Origin of the sequence: Ruminococcus sp. CAG:330, from assembly GCF_000437175.1 — a bacterium.
In the GTDB taxonomy this organism is placed as follows: Bacteria; Bacillota; Clostridia; order Oscillospirales; family Ruminococcaceae; genus Ruminococcus_C.
In genome coordinates this window covers 1-15,557 of the sequence record NZ_FR898052.1, presented here as the reverse complement: position 1 = coordinate 15,557, position 15,557 = coordinate 1, and the positions used below count along the sequence as shown (strand labels likewise).

Genomic DNA, 15,557 nt, shown 5'->3' with positions numbered 1-15,557 from the left:
GATTGCGCCTCGTTTCGTTTTCGGGCCATTAGCTCAGTTGGTTAGAGCAACCGGCTCATAACCGGTCGGTCCTGGGTTCGAGTCCCCGATGGCCCACCAGTTTCCGAATACCGTCCAAGACACTGTGCCTTGGACGGTATTTTTCTTGGGAAAAATCCGCCAAAAAGTTGCAATTTTTTCGGTTTTATGTTACAATGAAAGAGGAAAAAGATTTTTGGGAGGAATACCAATGAAAGCAATTGTTTTTGATATGGATGGGATTTTGTTCGATACAGAGCGTGTCAGCGATCAGGCATGGCGGCAGGCTGCGGAGGAGATGCAGTTTGCGGACATCGAAGCTGCAATCGAGGGCTGCCGTGGACTGAACCGTGCAGACACCCGTGCATTTTTCGAGTCGCATTTCCCGAACGTGGACTATCTCGCATTTCATCAGCGCAACCATGAGATCATGGCGGAGCTCCTGGCGGACGGAATGCCCGTCAAACCCGGCGCATATGCGCTGCTGGACTGGCTGCGGGAACAGGAGTGGCGTGTGGCGCTTGCCACCTCCACCGGTCGGGAGAGCACCATGCACCATCTGGAGTCGGCAAAGATGACGGACTATTTTGACCAGATCATCACCGGCGAACAGGTGGAACACGGCAAGCCCGATCCGGAAATCTATCTGAAAGCTTGTCAGACGCTGGAGGCTGCGCCGGAGCAGACCTTTGCGGTGGAGGATTCGCCCAACGGCATCCAGAGCGCAGCTGCTGCAAATCTGCGGGTAATCATGGTGCCCGACCTGATCCGCCCCAACTTGGAACTGCGGCAGAAAGTCATCACTGTGCAGTCTTCGCTGCTGGAGGTCAAAACTTTCCTCGAAAAGTTTGCATGATACTGCAAATGTAAACAAATTGTAAACAATATGAAATTTGCCTTGACGAACTTAGCACACGTGCTATAATAGTGTTAGCACTTAAAACATGCGAGTGCTAATTTCGCATGAAAGCTATGAGGAAAGGAGCCGTGCCGGCAGCCGGCACGAAGGAAAAAACCATGGAACAGAAACAATTTCAGGCAGAGTCCAAGCGCTTGATGGACATGATGATTCACTCGATTTACACACACAAGGAGATTTTCTTGCGGGAACTGATTTCCAACGCCAGTGATGCCATTGACAAGCTGTACTTCCGCTCTCTGACGGATGACAGCGTGGGCATGAATAAGTCGGATTTCGGCATTTCCATCGCCATTGATAAGGACGCACGCACCCTCACCATTTCCGATAACGGTATCGGTATGACCAAGGAGGAGATGGAGGAGCATCTGGGCACCATCGCCAACAGCGGTTCGCTTCAGTTCAAGAAGGAAAACAATCTGGCAGAGGACAACCAGATCATTGGTCAGTTCGGTGTGGGCTTCTACTCCGCTTTCATGGTGGCAAAATGTGTCACCGTGAAGTCCCGTGCCTTTGGTGCCGATCAGGCATATGTATGGCAGTCGGAAGGCGTTGAGGGCTATACCATCGACACCTGCGACAAGGACACCGTGGGAACGGAGATCACGCTGGAGCTGCTGCCGGATGTGGCAGGAGATGAGGACGGCAACGGCGCAGAGAACTACAGCGAGTACCTTGACCAGTACCGCATCCAGAGCCTCATCAAGCGCTATAGCGATTACATCCGCTTCCCCATCCGCATGGAGATGACCAAGAGCCGCAAGAAAGAGGGCTCGGACGAATACGAGGACTACACCGAAACCGTAACGCTCAACAGCATGGTTCCGCTGTGGCATAAGAATAAGAGCGAGATCACCGAGGAGGAGTATAACACCTTCTATCGGGACAAGTGCGGCGACTACACCAACCCGCTGTGCCATATCCACGTGCACAACGAGGGCTCGATCACGTATGATGCCCTGCTGTACATTCCGGAGCATGCACCGTTCAACTATTATAATAAGGACTACGAAAAGGGCTTGCAGCTGTACGCCAACGGCGTGCTGATCATGGATCGCTGCGAGGATCTGCTGCCGGATTACTTCAGTTTTGTCAAGGGTCTGGTGGACTCCGAAGACCTGTCCCTGAACATCTCCCGTGAGATGCTCCAGCACGACACCCAGCTTCGTCTCATCGCCCGCAGCATTGAGCGCACCATCAAGAACGAGCTGAAGCGGATGATGAAGAACGATCGGGAGAAGTACGAGAAGTTCTATCAGGCATTCGGTTTGCAGCTGAAATACGGCGTTTATTCCGATTATGGCATGCACAAGGAGCTGCTGCAAGACCTGCTGCTGTTCCCGTCGTCCAAGGAGGGCAAGCTGACCTCCCTGCAAGAGTACATCGACCGCATGCCGGAGGGACAGGATGCCATCTACTACGCAACTGGCGAGAGCATTTCCCGCATCGAGCTGCTGCCCCAGACCGAACAGGTCAAGGACAAGGGCTATGAGATCCTGTACTTCACCGAGAACGTGGACGAATTCGCCATCCGCATGATGCAGAACTATCAGGACAAGCCGTTCAAGTCGGTGCTGGACAGCAGTCTGGATCTGGAGAGCGAAGAGGAGAAGAAAGCGCTGGAGGAGAAGCAGGAGTCCAGTAAGACCATGCTGGAAACCATGCAGAAGGCGCTGGAGGGCAAGGTCGGCAGTGTCAAGCTGTCCGGCCGGCTGAAGTCCCATCCGGTTTGCCTGAGCAGCGAGGGCGAGCTTTCCATGGAGATGGCAAAGACGCTGAACGCAATGCCCGGCGCAAACGGCGAGAAGCTCCACGCCAACACTGTGCTGGAGATCAATCCGGAACACGCCATCTACCAGACGCTCATGCAGCTGCAGGAGAGCGATCCGGAGAAGCTTGGCGAATATGCAAAGCTGCTGTACGATCAGGCGCTGCTGATTGCCGGCATGCCCATTGAGGATCCGGTGGCATTCTCCAACCGCATTTGCAGCCTGATGTAATCCCAGTCGGTTCCGAAACCAAATCAATTCAGATGCGCTGTGCCCTGTGGCATGGCGCATTTTTTGTGATTCGACACGTTAATGTACAAAATGAAAGTTGAAAATTGGTGAAAATGACGATATACAAACTGGAAATTTTATACTATAATAAAAGTGTGAAAGTCCATTTTGGATAAAACAAAAATCAATTTCAGAAAGGTTGGGGAATCGTTATGAAAAAAAGAGAAAGAATTTGCCGGTGGACGGCTGCTCTGACAGCAGTGCTGACGGCAGCATCCATTTTGACGGTACCGGCTTTTGCAGAAACATCTGTGGGGGCAGATTCTGCGGTGGCACTCCTGATGGCAAAACATGAGGATGGACTGGATTTCGCAACGGTGTGGGAAATGTCCCTGAACACTGCGAAAAATGCGGAACTGCAAAAGGAACAGCTTCATGAACTGCTGGAAAAGCGCTTCGGCGTGGAGGACGAAACAGAACTGACATTCAGTGAGCCGTACTACTGGTACTATAACTTCAACGAATTTGCAGCAGACGAAGATCTGTACACCTATTTTGTATTTCAGGATGGGGAGCTGCTGGGCGAGATCAGCCTGCTTTCCAACGGGGATTATCTCTCCGCAAGCACGATTCCGGCGGACAGTGTCCTGCAGACGCTGGTAGAAAACGGCAGCGAATTCTGGCTGGGCAGCACACTGCTGCCGATGGTGCAGAATCTGGTCTATGCCGATGGGACGTTCTATGATGTGCAGGGAAATGCCGCAACAGATTATGTGCTGGGAGAAGTGCCGTATTATTCTTACAGTGCTCCGGCGGAAAATCCCACCGAGGCAACAGAGGCGCCCGAACAGACAACAGATGTCGGCGCAGTGGGTGATGTGAACCTGGATGGCGCCATTGATCTGGCGGACGCTGTGCTCCTGAATAAGGCAGTCAGCGGAAGCGTTGTGCTGGCTACGGATGCCCAGAAAACAGCAGCCGACTGCAATCGGGACGGCGTGCTCAGTGCAGAGGACGGCGTGGAACTGCTGGGCTTTTTGGTGCGTCAGGTCGATGCCCTCTAACCCATAAAAATAAAACCAGACGATTTTGCTGTGCCGCCGCATGGGATGTTCCTGTGCGGCGGCTTTGCTGATGGCAGAGAAAAAGCAAAACAGTTCGGGAATGGAATCGCTTTGCTTTTTCTTTGGTCATTTTGTATCTTTACTGTTTCGATTTTGGAAAACTGCTTGTCAAAAAAATCGGATTGTGCTATAATAAACGTAAGAAATTGAAGAACTGCAAGAGAAGTGCCAAGCGGATCAGATGCCGTGGAACCGGCGGGATGCCGCCCGGCAAATGCCTGCCGCCGGAATGCAGACAAGGAACCACAGTCCGGTAAACGGCAGACAGATCTGACCGTATAAATTGAACGGCATGGCGCTGTAGTCCCAGACGGACCAGCCCATGACCAGATTGTCGATGACACCAACAGAAAATTCAATCGCAGTAATCAGCAGTGCGCCGCAAAGACATTGGAGCAGAAGCGTGTGCGCCGGTGCGGAGCGGTGCAGCAGATAGAGCGCTGCTGCCGTAATACCGCCGGTGACCGCCATGGTCCAGTGTGTGTAGCCACGGAACAGAATCTCCATCAGACTGTATGTGAAATACCCCAGTAGAAAGAACCAGCATAGCTCGTAAAATCGGGTACGCATGGATGTTTCACCTCCGTTGCGCTTTTTGGGTAGCATGTGCAGAATGCGTGGGATTATGCGCAGGCGCTGGGATGGGATTTTCTCGTATTGCAGGAAAAGGAGGACATTCTTTTATGAGAAAAAGCGGAATTTTGCTGCACATTTCCAGCCTGCCGTCTGATTACGGCATTGGAAAAATGGGAAGCGCAGCCTATGCATTTGCAGATTTTTTGGTGGATGCCGGTGTACAGGTATGGCAGATCCTGCCCCTCTCGCCCACCAGCTACGGCGATTCGCCCTACCAGTCTTTTTCCGTCTATGCCGGAAACCCCTACTTTATCGACTATGAACAGCTGGAGCAGGAGGGACTCCTCACACGGGTGGACTACGCCGGTCTGATCTGGGATGAAGATCCCCGCCGGGTGGACTATGCCCACATCTACCAGTACTGCTACGATGTGCTGCACAAAGCGTACACCCGCTTTGACCAGTCCGATGCGGATTACCAGTCCTTCTGCCGCCAGCAGGAGGCGTGGCTGCCGGAGTACGCTCTCTTTATGGCGCTGAAAAATGCCAACGGCGGAAAGCCCTGGTATCTCTGGGAAAAGCCCCTCGCCATGCATGAACCGGATGCCATCGCTACGGCAAAGAAGCTGTATCAGGACGATATCGCTTTCTATTGCGTGATGCAGTACTGGTTCCATAAGCAGTGGTATAAGCTGAAACATTACTGCAACAAGCGTGGCATCACCATCGTTGGCGATATCCCGATTTATGTGGCATATGACAGCGTGGAGGTCTGGTCGCAGCCGGAGCTGTTCCAGCTGGATGATGACCACGTGCCCACCGCCGTTGCCGGATGTCCGCCGGATGTTTTTTCGCCCTCCGGTCAGCTGTGGGGCAATCCGCTGTACAACTGGAACTACCACAAGGAAACCAATTACGCCTGGTGGGTACAGCGCCTTGCCAGAGCTGCAACGCTGTATGATACCGTCCGCATCGACCACTTCCGTGGCTTCGAGAGCTACTATAAGATTCCCTATGGCATGAAAGACGCCAAGATCGGCAAGTGGATGCCCGGTCCGGGTGTGGAGCTGTTCCGCACTGTCAAGGAAAAGCTGGGTGCGCTCTCCATTATCGCTGAAGATCTGGGCTTCGTGACACCGGAGGTGCGCCAGCTGCTGTCGGACTGCGGTTATCCGGGCATGAAGGTAGTGCAGTTCGCCTTTGATGACGATCCGGCAAGCACCTATCTGCCCCAGAACTACACCACGCCGAACTGCGTTGCCTATACGGGCACCCACGACAATATGACCCTGCGCGGCTGGGTTTCGGCATCGCCGTCAAAGACCATTGCCTTTGCGAAACGCTACCTCCACTGCCGCAACGCCTCCGATCTGCCTATGGCAATGCTGCGCCTGACGTGGAACAGCATTGCAGAGCTCGCCGTGGGACAGATGCAGGACTTCTTGGATTCCGGTCCGGAGGGTCGGATGAATACGCCCTCCACCACTGGCGGAAACTGGCAGTACCGCACTGTTGCCAGCGATTTCACGCCCCGTCTGGCGAAGCGCATCTATAGCCTGAATGAGCTGAGCAACCGCCTGCCGGCAAAGACCGCTCCCAAGCCGATCCAGCGCCGTGCCAAGTCTGTCCGAACCGCCGAAAAGAAGACGCAGGGCGAACAGTAAGGCACGTACACCGGAAGGCGGAAGACTGGAAAAAGGGGGCAGAGGAACTGTGTGGAATTGGCTTATTTTCGTTGTTTTGTGCGGCTTTGCCGTGTGCAATACGGTGCTTTCCGCACTGCTGTTTCGGGGGAAACTGCGAGGTTTGGAACACTTCGTCAATCCCAAACGGGAGGACGGCAGCTACCTCTATGAAACGGAGAAACTCTACCGCACCTATTGCTGGTCAATCGCAATTCAGGCGGTATCGCAGCTGCTGGCAGCGCTGGTCGTTTTGCTGGCAATGACGCTGCATATCGTGTCAGGTACAGTGCTGATGGTGACGTTTTACCTCATGGGTGCACTGCTGACCGCTGCTTTTGTGGGGCAGGCGTATTATGCGGATATGTATTGCAAGACAGAGGGAGCACCGCCGCAGGAACTGACAGAGGATGATGATACCTGAAGAGAACGAGAGGACGGAGAAATCCGTCCTTTTTTGTTGAAATTGTGGTTGCAAAAATTATCGTGCAGAAACAGAAAGAACCGGAACCGTTGGACTCGTCAGGCTGCTCCAGCTGAGCGCAGCTGGCGAGGTGTTCTTAGAGGGCACGTCCCTCTAAGTCGCTGTCCGCAGACAGCGAAATTCCCTGCGCCATGCTTTTGGCGCACGGGGAAGGTGGGTGAGAAAAGCGACAGCTTTTCGAGGGCGGAGCGAACAAGACCGCTCCGCCCTTGTGTCCCGCTTGCTGTGCTTTGATTTTGAAAACGTTCCGGTGGAACGTTTTCAACGGATTTTACCCTTGTTGAAATCAGCGGACACGGCACGCCGTGTCCCTACAATGTGCACGGAACACCTCGCCAACTGCGTTCAGTTGGATCAGCCTTTTCGGGGACAGTTTCCCGAAAGCTCTCTGTTTTCACACGATGCGTTCTGTTTGCTTGCACTTTGTGTGCTGCTTTTCCGTCCCTCTTGCCAATTTTCTCAGAATATGCTATAATAAAACAAGAAGCGATTCCGTCAACGGATTCCAAAAGAAAGAGGTACAAAAACTATGCGTAATACCACAAGTTATGAGAGCCCGTTCTGCACCCGCTATGCCAGCGAGGAAATGCAGCATGTGTTCTCCGCAGACAAGAAGTTTTCCACATGGCGCCGCCTTTGGGTGGCTCTGGCTCGTGCAGAGATGGAGCTGGGTCTGCCGGTGACACAGGAGCAGGTGGACGAACTGGAAGCCAACATCAGCAACATTGACTATGATGTTGCCGAGGCAGAGGAAAAGCGTCGCCGTCACGATGTCATGTCCCACGTCTATGCCTATGGCCAGGTCTGCCCCAAGGCTGCCGGTATCATCCACCTGGGCGCAACTTCCTGTTATGTGGGCGACAACACCGACATCATCATCATGCGGGATGCGCTGGAGATCGTTCGCCGGAAGATGATCAACGTTCTGGCAAACCTCTCGAAGTTCGCCATGGAATACAAGGGTATGCCGGCGCTGGCATATACCCACCTCCAGCCGGCACAGCTGACCACCGTGGGCAAGCGTGCCACTCTGTGGATGAATGAGCTGCTCATGGATTTCCACGAACTGGAATACCGTATTGCAAACCTGAAGCTGCTGGGCTCCAAGGGTACCACCGGCACACAGGCTTCTTTCATGGAGCTGTTCAAGGGTGATACCGATAAGGTCAAGGAGCTGGAAGCAAAGATTGCCAGGGAAATGGGCTTCGACGGCGTTGTTCCGGTTTCCGGTCAGACTTATTCCAGAAAGATCGACTCGCAGATTCTGGCAACCCTCAGCGGTATCGCACAGTCTTGCAGCAAGTTCTCCAACGATATGCGTCTGCTCCAGAGCTTCAAGGAGATGGAAGAGCCGTTCGAAAAGACTCAGATCGGTTCCTCTGCAATGGCATACAAGCGCAACCCCATGCGCTGCGAGCGTATCACTTCTCTGGCTCGCTACGTGATGATCGACAGCCTGAATCCGGCATTTACCGCAGGTACCCAGTGGTTCGAGCGGACGCTGGACGACTCCGCCAACAAGCGTGTTTCCGTGCCGGAGGCATTCCTGGCAATCGATGCCATCCTGAACATTATGCTGAATGTCACCGATGGTCTGGTGGTATATCCGAAGATGATCCGCCAGCGCATCATGCGGGAGCTGCCGTTCATGGCAACCGAGAACATCATGATGGACGCTGTAGAAAAGGGCGGCAACCGTCAGGAACTCCACGAGAAGATTCGCCAGTACTCCATGGAAGCCGGCAAGCACGTCAAGGAAGAGGGTCTGGAAAACGACCTGTGCGATATGCTGCTGGCAGATCCGGCGTTCATGATCACCAGGGAAGATCTGGACAAGATTCTGAAGCCGGAGAACTTCACCGGCCGCAGCGAACAGCAGACCGAGGAATTCGTGGCAGAGTGCATCCAGCCCATTCTGGACGCAAACAGGGACATCCTGGGCGAACACTTCGAGATGAAGAACTAAGACAACTTCTCATATAAAAATGTAAAAAAACAGCTCTCAGCGGAACTGAAACCGCTGAGAGCTGTTTTTCTTTGCAGAAAGTATTTTTACGCTGTGCCGTTCAAGAAGCCCTGCACCGCATCGGTCATAGTCTGTTCCGGAACAGAAACCGTCTGAGCGTTTCGGTTCTGGAAGGTGTAGGTGGTATCGTTTTCTGTCCGGGTAAATTCTGCCGGGATGTCAATGGTTTTTGCGCCGGAGAGGGTTTGCAGATCTTCTGCCAGCGGATCGCTGTTACAGCCGAGTGCCTGGTTGACATAGCCTCCGTCCCGGAGCAGGAACATGCCCTGATAGCTGTACTGCTCCCAATAGCTGCCGTCTTTTTCCGTGCCGAAGAACAACAGCACATCGCCGGTCTGGGGGATGTAGTTTCCGGCGTGGTCATAGTGGTACATCGCCGCTTCATCGCCGCTGCTTTCCTGCGATGCCGGCGCATCTGCATAGGGCATGATGCAGTCGGGAACGCAGAGGGTCTGTCCGTCATAGCTGCCCTGATAGGTCTCCAGAACATTGGGCGTGATCTCGGTATAAGTCCCGTCGGATGAAGCTGTCACAGCCGTTACCTCTACTTTGGCGATCCAGTCGGCGCTGCCTGTCAGCGCTTTCAGGGTGTCTGCCAGTTCTGTATATTCCACAATGGCATAGTCCGTGATGACCTTGCCCTCCTGCGTGTCAGATGCTTCTGCCTGGCTGATGCTGCTCTCATTCTGCACCGTGCTGTTTCCGGCATTTGCGCCGGCAGAGCAGCCGGACAGAACTGCAATGCTGAACACTGCCGCAGTGAGAAAATAATCCAGCTGCTTGACAAATCGCCGGAAAAGGTGTACCTTAAAGGTATCTAAGATACAGTAGGAGGAATCACCATGTCCATTCAGATTCGTTCCGCAGCACCGGCAGATGCGCCGGCGCTGCTTGCCATTTATGCCCCCTACGTGGCGCACACCGCCATTACCTTTGAATATGATGTTCCCGCAGAAGCGGAATTTGCCCGCCGTATCGCCGAAACGCTGAAAAGATACCCCTATCTGGTGGCGGAGGAGGACGGCGTTCCCGTGGGCTATGCCTACGCCGGAAAGTTCCACGACCGTGCCGCCTATGACTGGTCGGTGGAGACCTCCATCTATGTGGAACAGCACCGGAAACGGCAGGGCATCGGCAGACAGCTCCACGATGCACTGGAACAGGAATTACAGCGGCGGCATTTCCTCAACATGAACGCCTGCGTCGCCTGCCCCATGACGGACAACGACCCCTATCTCACAAAGGACAGCATCCGGTTTCACGAGAAGCTGGGCTACCGCCTTGTGGGGGAGTTCCGCCAGTGCGGCTATAAATTCGGGCGGTGGTACCATATGGTGTGGCTGGAGAAACACATCGGCAGCCACGAGGAGACTCCGCTGCCGGTGCTCTGGGATACCGGCAGCACGGAAAAATTTGCGCAGCCTATTGACTAATCCGCCGTTTTCGGGTATCATAAGAAGTAGGAATTTTTTGCATCGTACTGCAATGGAATATGGGAGGAAAAACGGATGAAACAACAGGGACGGCGAATTGCCGCACTGCTGCTCGGTGTCTGTCTGCTTGGCGGAACGGTGACGGGTTGTGCCGGTACGGGAAAAAGTGCTGCTTCCAAATACCAGCGGAGCAACGTTGCCATTGGCGGCGGCGGGTATATCACCGGCGACAGCAATGTCTACGGCAGAGTTTACTTCTGTACCGACGGACGGGGAATCATCATGGGTGACATTGCCAAGTGAAACGAAAACATTACGGAAAATATATCGTCCGCTGGACGGTGACGCTGCTGCTTCTGGTGCTGATCGTGGCGGGTGCGGTCTGGATTCCGCGCCTGCTGCACATCTTTCTCACCAGCACCGGTAGGCAGCCGCCTGCTGCACATCTTTCTCACCAGCCCCGGTAGGCAGCCGCCGGACGTGCCGGACACACAGGACTATCCGGTACAGGGGGCAGACGTGTCCTATTATCAGGGCAACATTGACTGGGACGTGCTGGAATCGCAGGGGATCTCCTTCTGCTTCATCAAGGCGACCGAGGGCATCGACCACAGCGACACCCAGTTCCGGCAGAACTGGTCGACGGCGCAGGACTCCGGCATCTACGTGGGTGCCTACCACTTCTACCGCTTCGAGAACTCCGGCAGGGAGCAGGCGGAGAACTTTATGCAGCAAGTCCCCGTGACGGAGAACACTCTTCCGCCGGTCATTGACGTGGAGCTGTACGACGATTCCGGCATCCTGCCGGACGTGCAGGAAACACGGGACAATTTGCAGGAGATGCTGGATCTGCTGGAGGAGCACTACGGCGTCAAGCCCATCCTCTACGCAGCTCCCAATACCTATCGCAAATACATCAGCTGTTTTCAGGGAGAGTACCCCATCTGGATCAGCAATTACTATTACCAGCCGTATTTTGACTGGACATTCTGGCAGTACACCGACTCCGGAATGCTTCAAGGCTATGACGGCGATCAGATGCACATCGACCTGAACGTGTATTCCGGCAGCATGGACGAGTTCCGGAAGCAGTTCGGGCTGGCAGAAAAAGGAGACAGAGAATGACAGAACCGATTTTTTTGCAGGGTGTCTGCAAAGACTACCTCTGGGGCGGAAACCGCCTGCGGGAGGAGTTCGGCAAGACCAGCGGGGCGGATAAGATCGCCGAGAGCTGGGAGCTTGCCTGCCACAAGGACGGCAGCAGCATTCTGAAAAACGGGCCGGATGCCGGAAAGACGCTGCGGGAATATCTGGATGCCCACGGCACCGGCTTTCTGGGCACCAACTGCGCCGGCTGTACGACCGTGCCGGTGCTCATCAAGCTGATCGATGCCAAACAGGACCTGTCCATACAGGTGCATCCCGACGATGACTACGCTATGCGTGTGGAAGGCGAGCCGGGCAAGACTGAGATGTGGTATATTGTGGATGCCGCCCCCGGTGCTGCGCTGTACTATGGGGTGAAGCAGGCCGTGTCTAAGGAGGAATTTGCCCGCCGGATTCAGGAGCAGACCCTGCCGGAGATTCTCAACCGGGTGGAGGTAACCGCCGGCGAGCTGTACTTCATCCCCTCCGGCACGCTCCACGCCATTGGCGCAGGCATCCTGCTGGCGGAGATTCAGCAGAATTCCAACACCACCTACCGTGTCTACGACTACGGCAGACGTGGAGCGGACGGCAGGCTTCGCCCGCTGCACATTGAAAAGGCGCTGGATGTTGCTAACCTCAGCCCCCTTGCACCCACGGTGCAGTATGCGCCCGCACTGGTTTCCGGCGGAAGTGTGCGGAAGCTGGAGGCGTGCCAGTATTTTGCTTCGGATGCGGTCACGGTACACGGTGCGGTTCGCTTTGCCGTGGGAACGGAGTCGTTCCACCACCTGCTGTTCCTGTCCGGCACTGCCGTGCTGAAAACCGCATCCGGCAGCTATCCCGTGAAAAAAGGGGACAGCGTGCTGCTTCCGGCAGGGCTGGGCGAGTATACCGTGACGGGCACGGAGGCGCAGTACATTGCGACCCGTGCAGACGAAAAATTATGTTGACAATTCCAGATAATGGATTTGAAATATTGAGGAGGAAACACATATGAAGTATTACATTGGAATCGATTTGGGCGGTACAAACATTGTTGCCGGCGTGGTAAACGAGAGCTATGAGATCCTGGCAAAGGCAAGCGTGAAGACCAACCTGCCCCGTCCGGAGCAGGAGATCGCCGCAGATATGGCAAAGGTGACCCGTGAGGCAACCGAAAAGGCTGGTCTGACCATGGATCAGATCGAGTGGATCGGCGTGGGCACCCCCGGCGTTGCCAACAGTGCTACCGGCATCATCGAATACTCCAACAATCTGGGCTTCCACAACACCCCCATGGTGAAGTATCTGGAAACCGAACTGGGCAAGCCCACTTTCATTGAGAACGATGCCAACGCCGCAGCATACGGCGAGTATGTGGCAGGCGCAGCCAAGGGTGCAAAGAATGCGGTCTGCATCACACTGGGCACCGGTGTCGGCGCCGGCATCATCATTGACGGCAAGATCTACAGCGGCTCCAACTTCGGCGGCGCTGAAGTTGGTCACACTGTCATTTCCGTAGACGGCCCGCAGTGCACCTGCGGCAGAAAGGGCTGCTTCGAGGTATACTCCTCTGCCACCGGTCTGGTGCGCATGACCAAGGAGGCACTGGAAGCACATCCGGAGAGCACGATGAAGGAAGAGGAGCACATTTCCGCACGGACAGCGTTCAACTACATGCGTGCCGGCGATGCCACTGCAAAGCAGGTGGTAGACGACTACATCAAGTATCTGGCTGCCGGCATTACCAACACCATCAACATCTTCCAGCCGGATGTGCTGTGCATCGGCGGCGGTGTCTGCAACGAGGGCGACCCGCTGCTGGTACCCATGAAGGAGATCGTAAAGCGTGAGGTATACACCCGCAATTCGGAGAAGAACACCGAGATTGTCATTGCAGCCCTGGGCAACGATGCCGGCATCATCGGCGCAGCATTCCTGGGCAATGCACAGGACTAAACCGGACGCAGAAAAAGGAGGAGTTCCGTCATGTACGCTGGAGTATCTACGGCGTGTCTCTATCCCCGTGTGGTAGAGGACGCACTCTATGATCTGGCGCTCGCCGGCGTTTCCCGTGTGGAGATCTTCATCAACTCCCACTCGGAGCTGCGGCGGAACTTTGTGGATGCCATGGCACAGCTGATGCATCGGTTCGAGATGACCTGCTGTTCGCTGCACCCCTATACCTGTGAGATCGAACCCATTATGCTCTTCTCCAACTATCCCCGCCGGGTGGACGACTATCTGGAATACTGCCGCTATTACTTCACCGCCATGCAGCAGCTTGGGGCAAAGATCTTCGTGCTCCACGGCAACAAAGTGCCGGCGGCATCCGTAAATGTGGAGCGCTATGCGGAGCGCTTTCGGCGGCTGGCAGATCTGGGGAAATCCTACGGTGTTGTTGTGGCGCAGGAAAATGTGGCACGGTGCACCGGCGCATCTCTGAACTTTCTGGTGCAGATGAAACAGGCGCTGGGGAAAGATGCCAGCTTCGTGCTGGACATCAAGCAGGCGGTGCGTGCCGGAGAGAACCCCTTTACCATGCTGCGTGCGCTGGGCAGCAGTATCGTCCACGTGCACATGAGCGACCATGGGGAATACGGGGACTGTCTGCTGCTGGGAAGAGGCTACTTTCGCTGGGAGGCGTTTCTGGCGGAATTGCAGACTTATAATCCGGAATGCTCTGTGGTGCTGGAACTGTACCGCAGCGGCTTTAACCACGTGACCGAGCTTGTCAGCAATTACAGCATCCTGAAGAACCGTCTGGATGCCTTGGGAAAGGGAGGCGTGTAATTATGCGCTGTCCTTATTGCGGCGAGCGGGAGACCCGTGTGCTGGACTCCCGGCCTGTGGAGATCAGGATTCGCCGGCGGCGGGAGTGTTCCCGCTGCGGCAAGCGGTTTACCACCTATGAGGTCGTGGAGCGTCCGCTGCTCATGGTACAGAAAAAGGACGGCTCTCTGGAGGCGTTTGACCGGCAAAAGCTCCTCAAGGGCGTGTTCAGCGCCATTAAAAAGCGGCCGGTCAGTGCGACACAGATCACCTCGATGATCGAGGAGATGGAGACGCAGTACACCAGCGAAATGCGCAGTACGGTCACCTCCGCAGAGATCGGCAATACCGTGATGGAAAAACTCAAGAACATTGATGCCGTGGCATACATCCGTTTCGCCTCGGTCTATCAGGAATTTACAGACGTTGCTGGATTCATTGCCGCCATCGGGGCACTGGACCAGCCTGAACCCCATTCGGGAGACACCTCCCGAACAAAGGAGGAAAAATCATGAGCCAAGATTTCAAAAACATGCTGAATACCCCCGACAATTCTTCCATGTACGACACACAGGACATTCAGGACAACAAGATCTGGGGTGCCCTCTCTTACCTGGGCATTCTCTTCTTCCTGCCGCTGGTTGTCAACGGCGGAAGCTCCAAGTTCGGCAGATTCCACGCCAATCAGGCATTCATCCTGCTGATCGCCGACATCATCGGCGGCGTGCTCAGCTCTCTGCTGGGAAAGATTCCGGTGCTGGGCTCTGTGCTGTCCGCACTGATCTCCGTACTGCTCCTTGCCTACACGCTCTTCGGCATCATCACTGCCGGTTCCGGCAAGGCAAAGGAACTGCCCTTCATCGGCGGTCTGATGCACGTATTCGATAAGTAACTTTCTAGGAAAAGAGTGCGGTGAACGTCTCCGGCGCTGTGCTGGAATAGGTGACCGCACCGATGAGCATCTGTGATTCATGACAAAGCAGCTCCGCACGCAGGGTTCCCTGTTCGGGGCTGTTTTGCGCATAGGTGTAGCGTGTGGCGCTTTCGCCGCAGTATTCGTCCAGCGGCAGCCCCTGCGCCCGCTGGAGAGCAGCGTAGGCATCGTAGACCACATCTTCCTCTGCCGGCAGCTGCACGCACTCTGCGGCGATGCAGACACTGTCCGGGAAGCCGTGCTCCTGTAGGAATGCGATGCGTGCAGACTCGTCTGCCAGTGTGATCGTGACCGGCTCCGGTGCCGGCTTTTGGGAGACCTGCCGCACCAGCCAGACGCTGCCCAGAATGGAACCGGCAATGCCGAGAAAAAGAACCCATTGTTTTTTCATACGCCAACCGCCTTTCTAAGAAAAGTATGCTCTTAGAGCTCGTGTTCATAGGCGTCTATCTACGGCAATA

The 15,557-nt window shown here is 55.0% G+C and carries 18 protein-coding genes and 1 tRNA gene; 16 read left to right on the top strand and 3 right to left on the bottom strand.

Annotated elements, in window-relative coordinates; genetic code table 11:
- The first annotated feature begins 22 nt into the window (after positions 1-22).
- From QZL66_RS06395 to QZL66_RS06380, 4 genes are all read left to right on the top strand, one after another.
- Positions 23-99: transfer RNA gene (locus tag QZL66_RS06395), tRNA-Ile, on the top strand.
- Between the two features lie 130 nt (positions 100-229).
- Positions 230-874 (top strand): HAD family hydrolase, encoded by a 645-nt coding sequence (locus tag QZL66_RS06390; RefSeq protein WP_022410903.1) that lies wholly within the window; start codon positions 230-232, stop codon positions 872-874.
- Positions 875-1,035: 161 nt separating this feature from the next.
- Positions 1,036-2,937, top strand: a complete 1,902-nt coding sequence (gene htpG / locus QZL66_RS06385) for a molecular chaperone HtpG (RefSeq protein ID WP_022410902.1) — start codon at positions 1,036-1,038, stop codon at positions 2,935-2,937.
- A 212-nt stretch (positions 2,938-3,149) separates the two neighbouring features.
- Positions 3,150-4,001 carry a dockerin type I repeat-containing protein gene (locus QZL66_RS06380; RefSeq protein WP_022410901.1) on the top strand — a complete coding sequence of 284 codons (852 nt, stop codon included), beginning with the start codon at positions 3,150-3,152 and terminating at the stop codon, positions 3,999-4,001.
- Positions 4,002-4,238: 237 nt separating this feature from the next.
- Here the strand turns inward: QZL66_RS06380 and QZL66_RS06375 are convergent, their stop codons facing one another.
- Positions 4,239-4,631 carry a putative ABC transporter permease gene (locus QZL66_RS06375; RefSeq protein WP_022410900.1) on the bottom strand — a complete coding sequence of 131 codons (393 nt, stop codon included), beginning with the start codon at positions 4,629-4,631 and terminating at the stop codon, positions 4,239-4,241.
- 113 nt (positions 4,632-4,744) lie between these two features.
- Between QZL66_RS06375 and malQ the strand changes: the two genes are divergently transcribed.
- From malQ to purB, 3 genes are all read left to right on the top strand, one after another.
- On the top strand, positions 4,745-6,301 hold the full coding sequence (malQ, locus tag QZL66_RS06370; protein ID WP_022410899.1) for a 4-alpha-glucanotransferase: 1,557 nt from the start codon (positions 4,745-4,747) through the stop codon (positions 6,299-6,301).
- 49 nt (positions 6,302-6,350) lie between these two features.
- Positions 6,351-6,743 (top strand): hypothetical protein, encoded by a 393-nt coding sequence (locus tag QZL66_RS06365; RefSeq protein ID WP_022410898.1) that lies wholly within the window; start codon positions 6,351-6,353, stop codon positions 6,741-6,743.
- A 589-nt stretch (positions 6,744-7,332) separates the two neighbouring features.
- Positions 7,333-8,769: an adenylosuccinate lyase gene (purB, locus tag QZL66_RS06360; protein ID WP_022410897.1), complete on the top strand. Its 1,437-nt coding sequence runs from the start codon at positions 7,333-7,335 to the stop codon at positions 8,767-8,769.
- An 86-nt stretch (positions 8,770-8,855) separates the two neighbouring features.
- On the opposite strand, the gene QZL66_RS06355 is transcribed toward purB, so the two are convergent.
- A complete protein-coding gene (locus tag QZL66_RS06355) occupies positions 8,856-9,749 on the bottom strand; it encodes a hypothetical protein (protein WP_293601910.1) in 894 nt (297 codons plus the stop codon).
- Between QZL66_RS06355 and QZL66_RS06350 the strand changes: the two genes are divergently transcribed.
- The 9 genes from QZL66_RS06350 to QZL66_RS06310 all read left to right on the top strand — a co-directional run bounded on the left by QZL66_RS06350 (position 9,672) and on the right by QZL66_RS06310 (position 15,054).
- Positions 9,672-10,262: a GNAT family N-acetyltransferase gene (locus QZL66_RS06350; protein WP_022410895.1), complete on the top strand. Its 591-nt coding sequence runs from the start codon at positions 9,672-9,674 to the stop codon at positions 10,260-10,262. The genes QZL66_RS06355 and QZL66_RS06350 overlap by 78 nt on opposite strands.
- Before the next feature lie 75 nt (positions 10,263-10,337).
- On the top strand, positions 10,338-10,565 hold the full coding sequence (locus tag QZL66_RS06345; RefSeq protein ID WP_022410894.1) for a hypothetical protein: 228 nt from the start codon (positions 10,338-10,340) through the stop codon (positions 10,563-10,565).
- On the top strand, positions 10,562-10,729 hold the full coding sequence (locus QZL66_RS06340) for a hypothetical protein (protein ID WP_293601909.1): 168 nt from the start codon (positions 10,562-10,564) through the stop codon (positions 10,727-10,729). Before QZL66_RS06345 ends, QZL66_RS06340 begins: the two co-directional genes overlap by 4 nt.
- A 13-nt stretch (positions 10,730-10,742) precedes the next feature.
- Positions 10,743-11,387, top strand: a complete 645-nt coding sequence (locus tag QZL66_RS06335) for a glycoside hydrolase family 25 protein (protein WP_022410893.1) — start codon at positions 10,743-10,745, stop codon at positions 11,385-11,387.
- Positions 11,384-12,361 (top strand): type I phosphomannose isomerase catalytic subunit, encoded by a 978-nt coding sequence (locus QZL66_RS06330; RefSeq protein ID WP_022410892.1) that lies wholly within the window; start codon positions 11,384-11,386, stop codon positions 12,359-12,361. The genes QZL66_RS06335 and QZL66_RS06330 overlap by 4 nt, the downstream gene beginning before the upstream one ends.
- Before the next feature lie 43 nt (positions 12,362-12,404).
- The gene (locus QZL66_RS06325; RefSeq protein WP_022410891.1) at positions 12,405-13,349 is read left to right on the top strand and encodes an ROK family protein; all 945 of its coding nucleotides are present in this window, start codon (positions 12,405-12,407) and stop codon (positions 13,347-13,349) included.
- Between the two features lie 30 nt (positions 13,350-13,379).
- Positions 13,380-14,183 (top strand): sugar phosphate isomerase/epimerase family protein, encoded by an 804-nt coding sequence (locus QZL66_RS06320; protein WP_022410890.1) that lies wholly within the window; start codon positions 13,380-13,382, stop codon positions 14,181-14,183.
- Positions 14,184-14,185: 2 nt separating this feature from the next.
- Positions 14,186-14,677 (top strand): transcriptional regulator NrdR, encoded by a 492-nt coding sequence (nrdR, locus tag QZL66_RS06315; RefSeq protein WP_022410889.1) that lies wholly within the window; start codon positions 14,186-14,188, stop codon positions 14,675-14,677.
- Complete coding sequence (locus tag QZL66_RS06310) at positions 14,674-15,054, top strand: membrane protein (RefSeq protein WP_022410888.1); 381 nt, start codon at positions 14,674-14,676, stop codon at positions 15,052-15,054. Before nrdR ends, QZL66_RS06310 begins: the two co-directional genes overlap by 4 nt.
- Positions 15,055-15,058: 4 nt before the next feature.
- Here the strand turns inward: QZL66_RS06310 and QZL66_RS06305 are convergent, their stop codons facing one another.
- Entirely contained in the window at positions 15,059-15,487 is a 429-nt protein-coding gene (locus QZL66_RS06305) for a DUF4830 domain-containing protein (RefSeq protein WP_022410887.1), read from the bottom strand.
- Positions 15,488-15,557 lie beyond the last annotated feature (70 nt).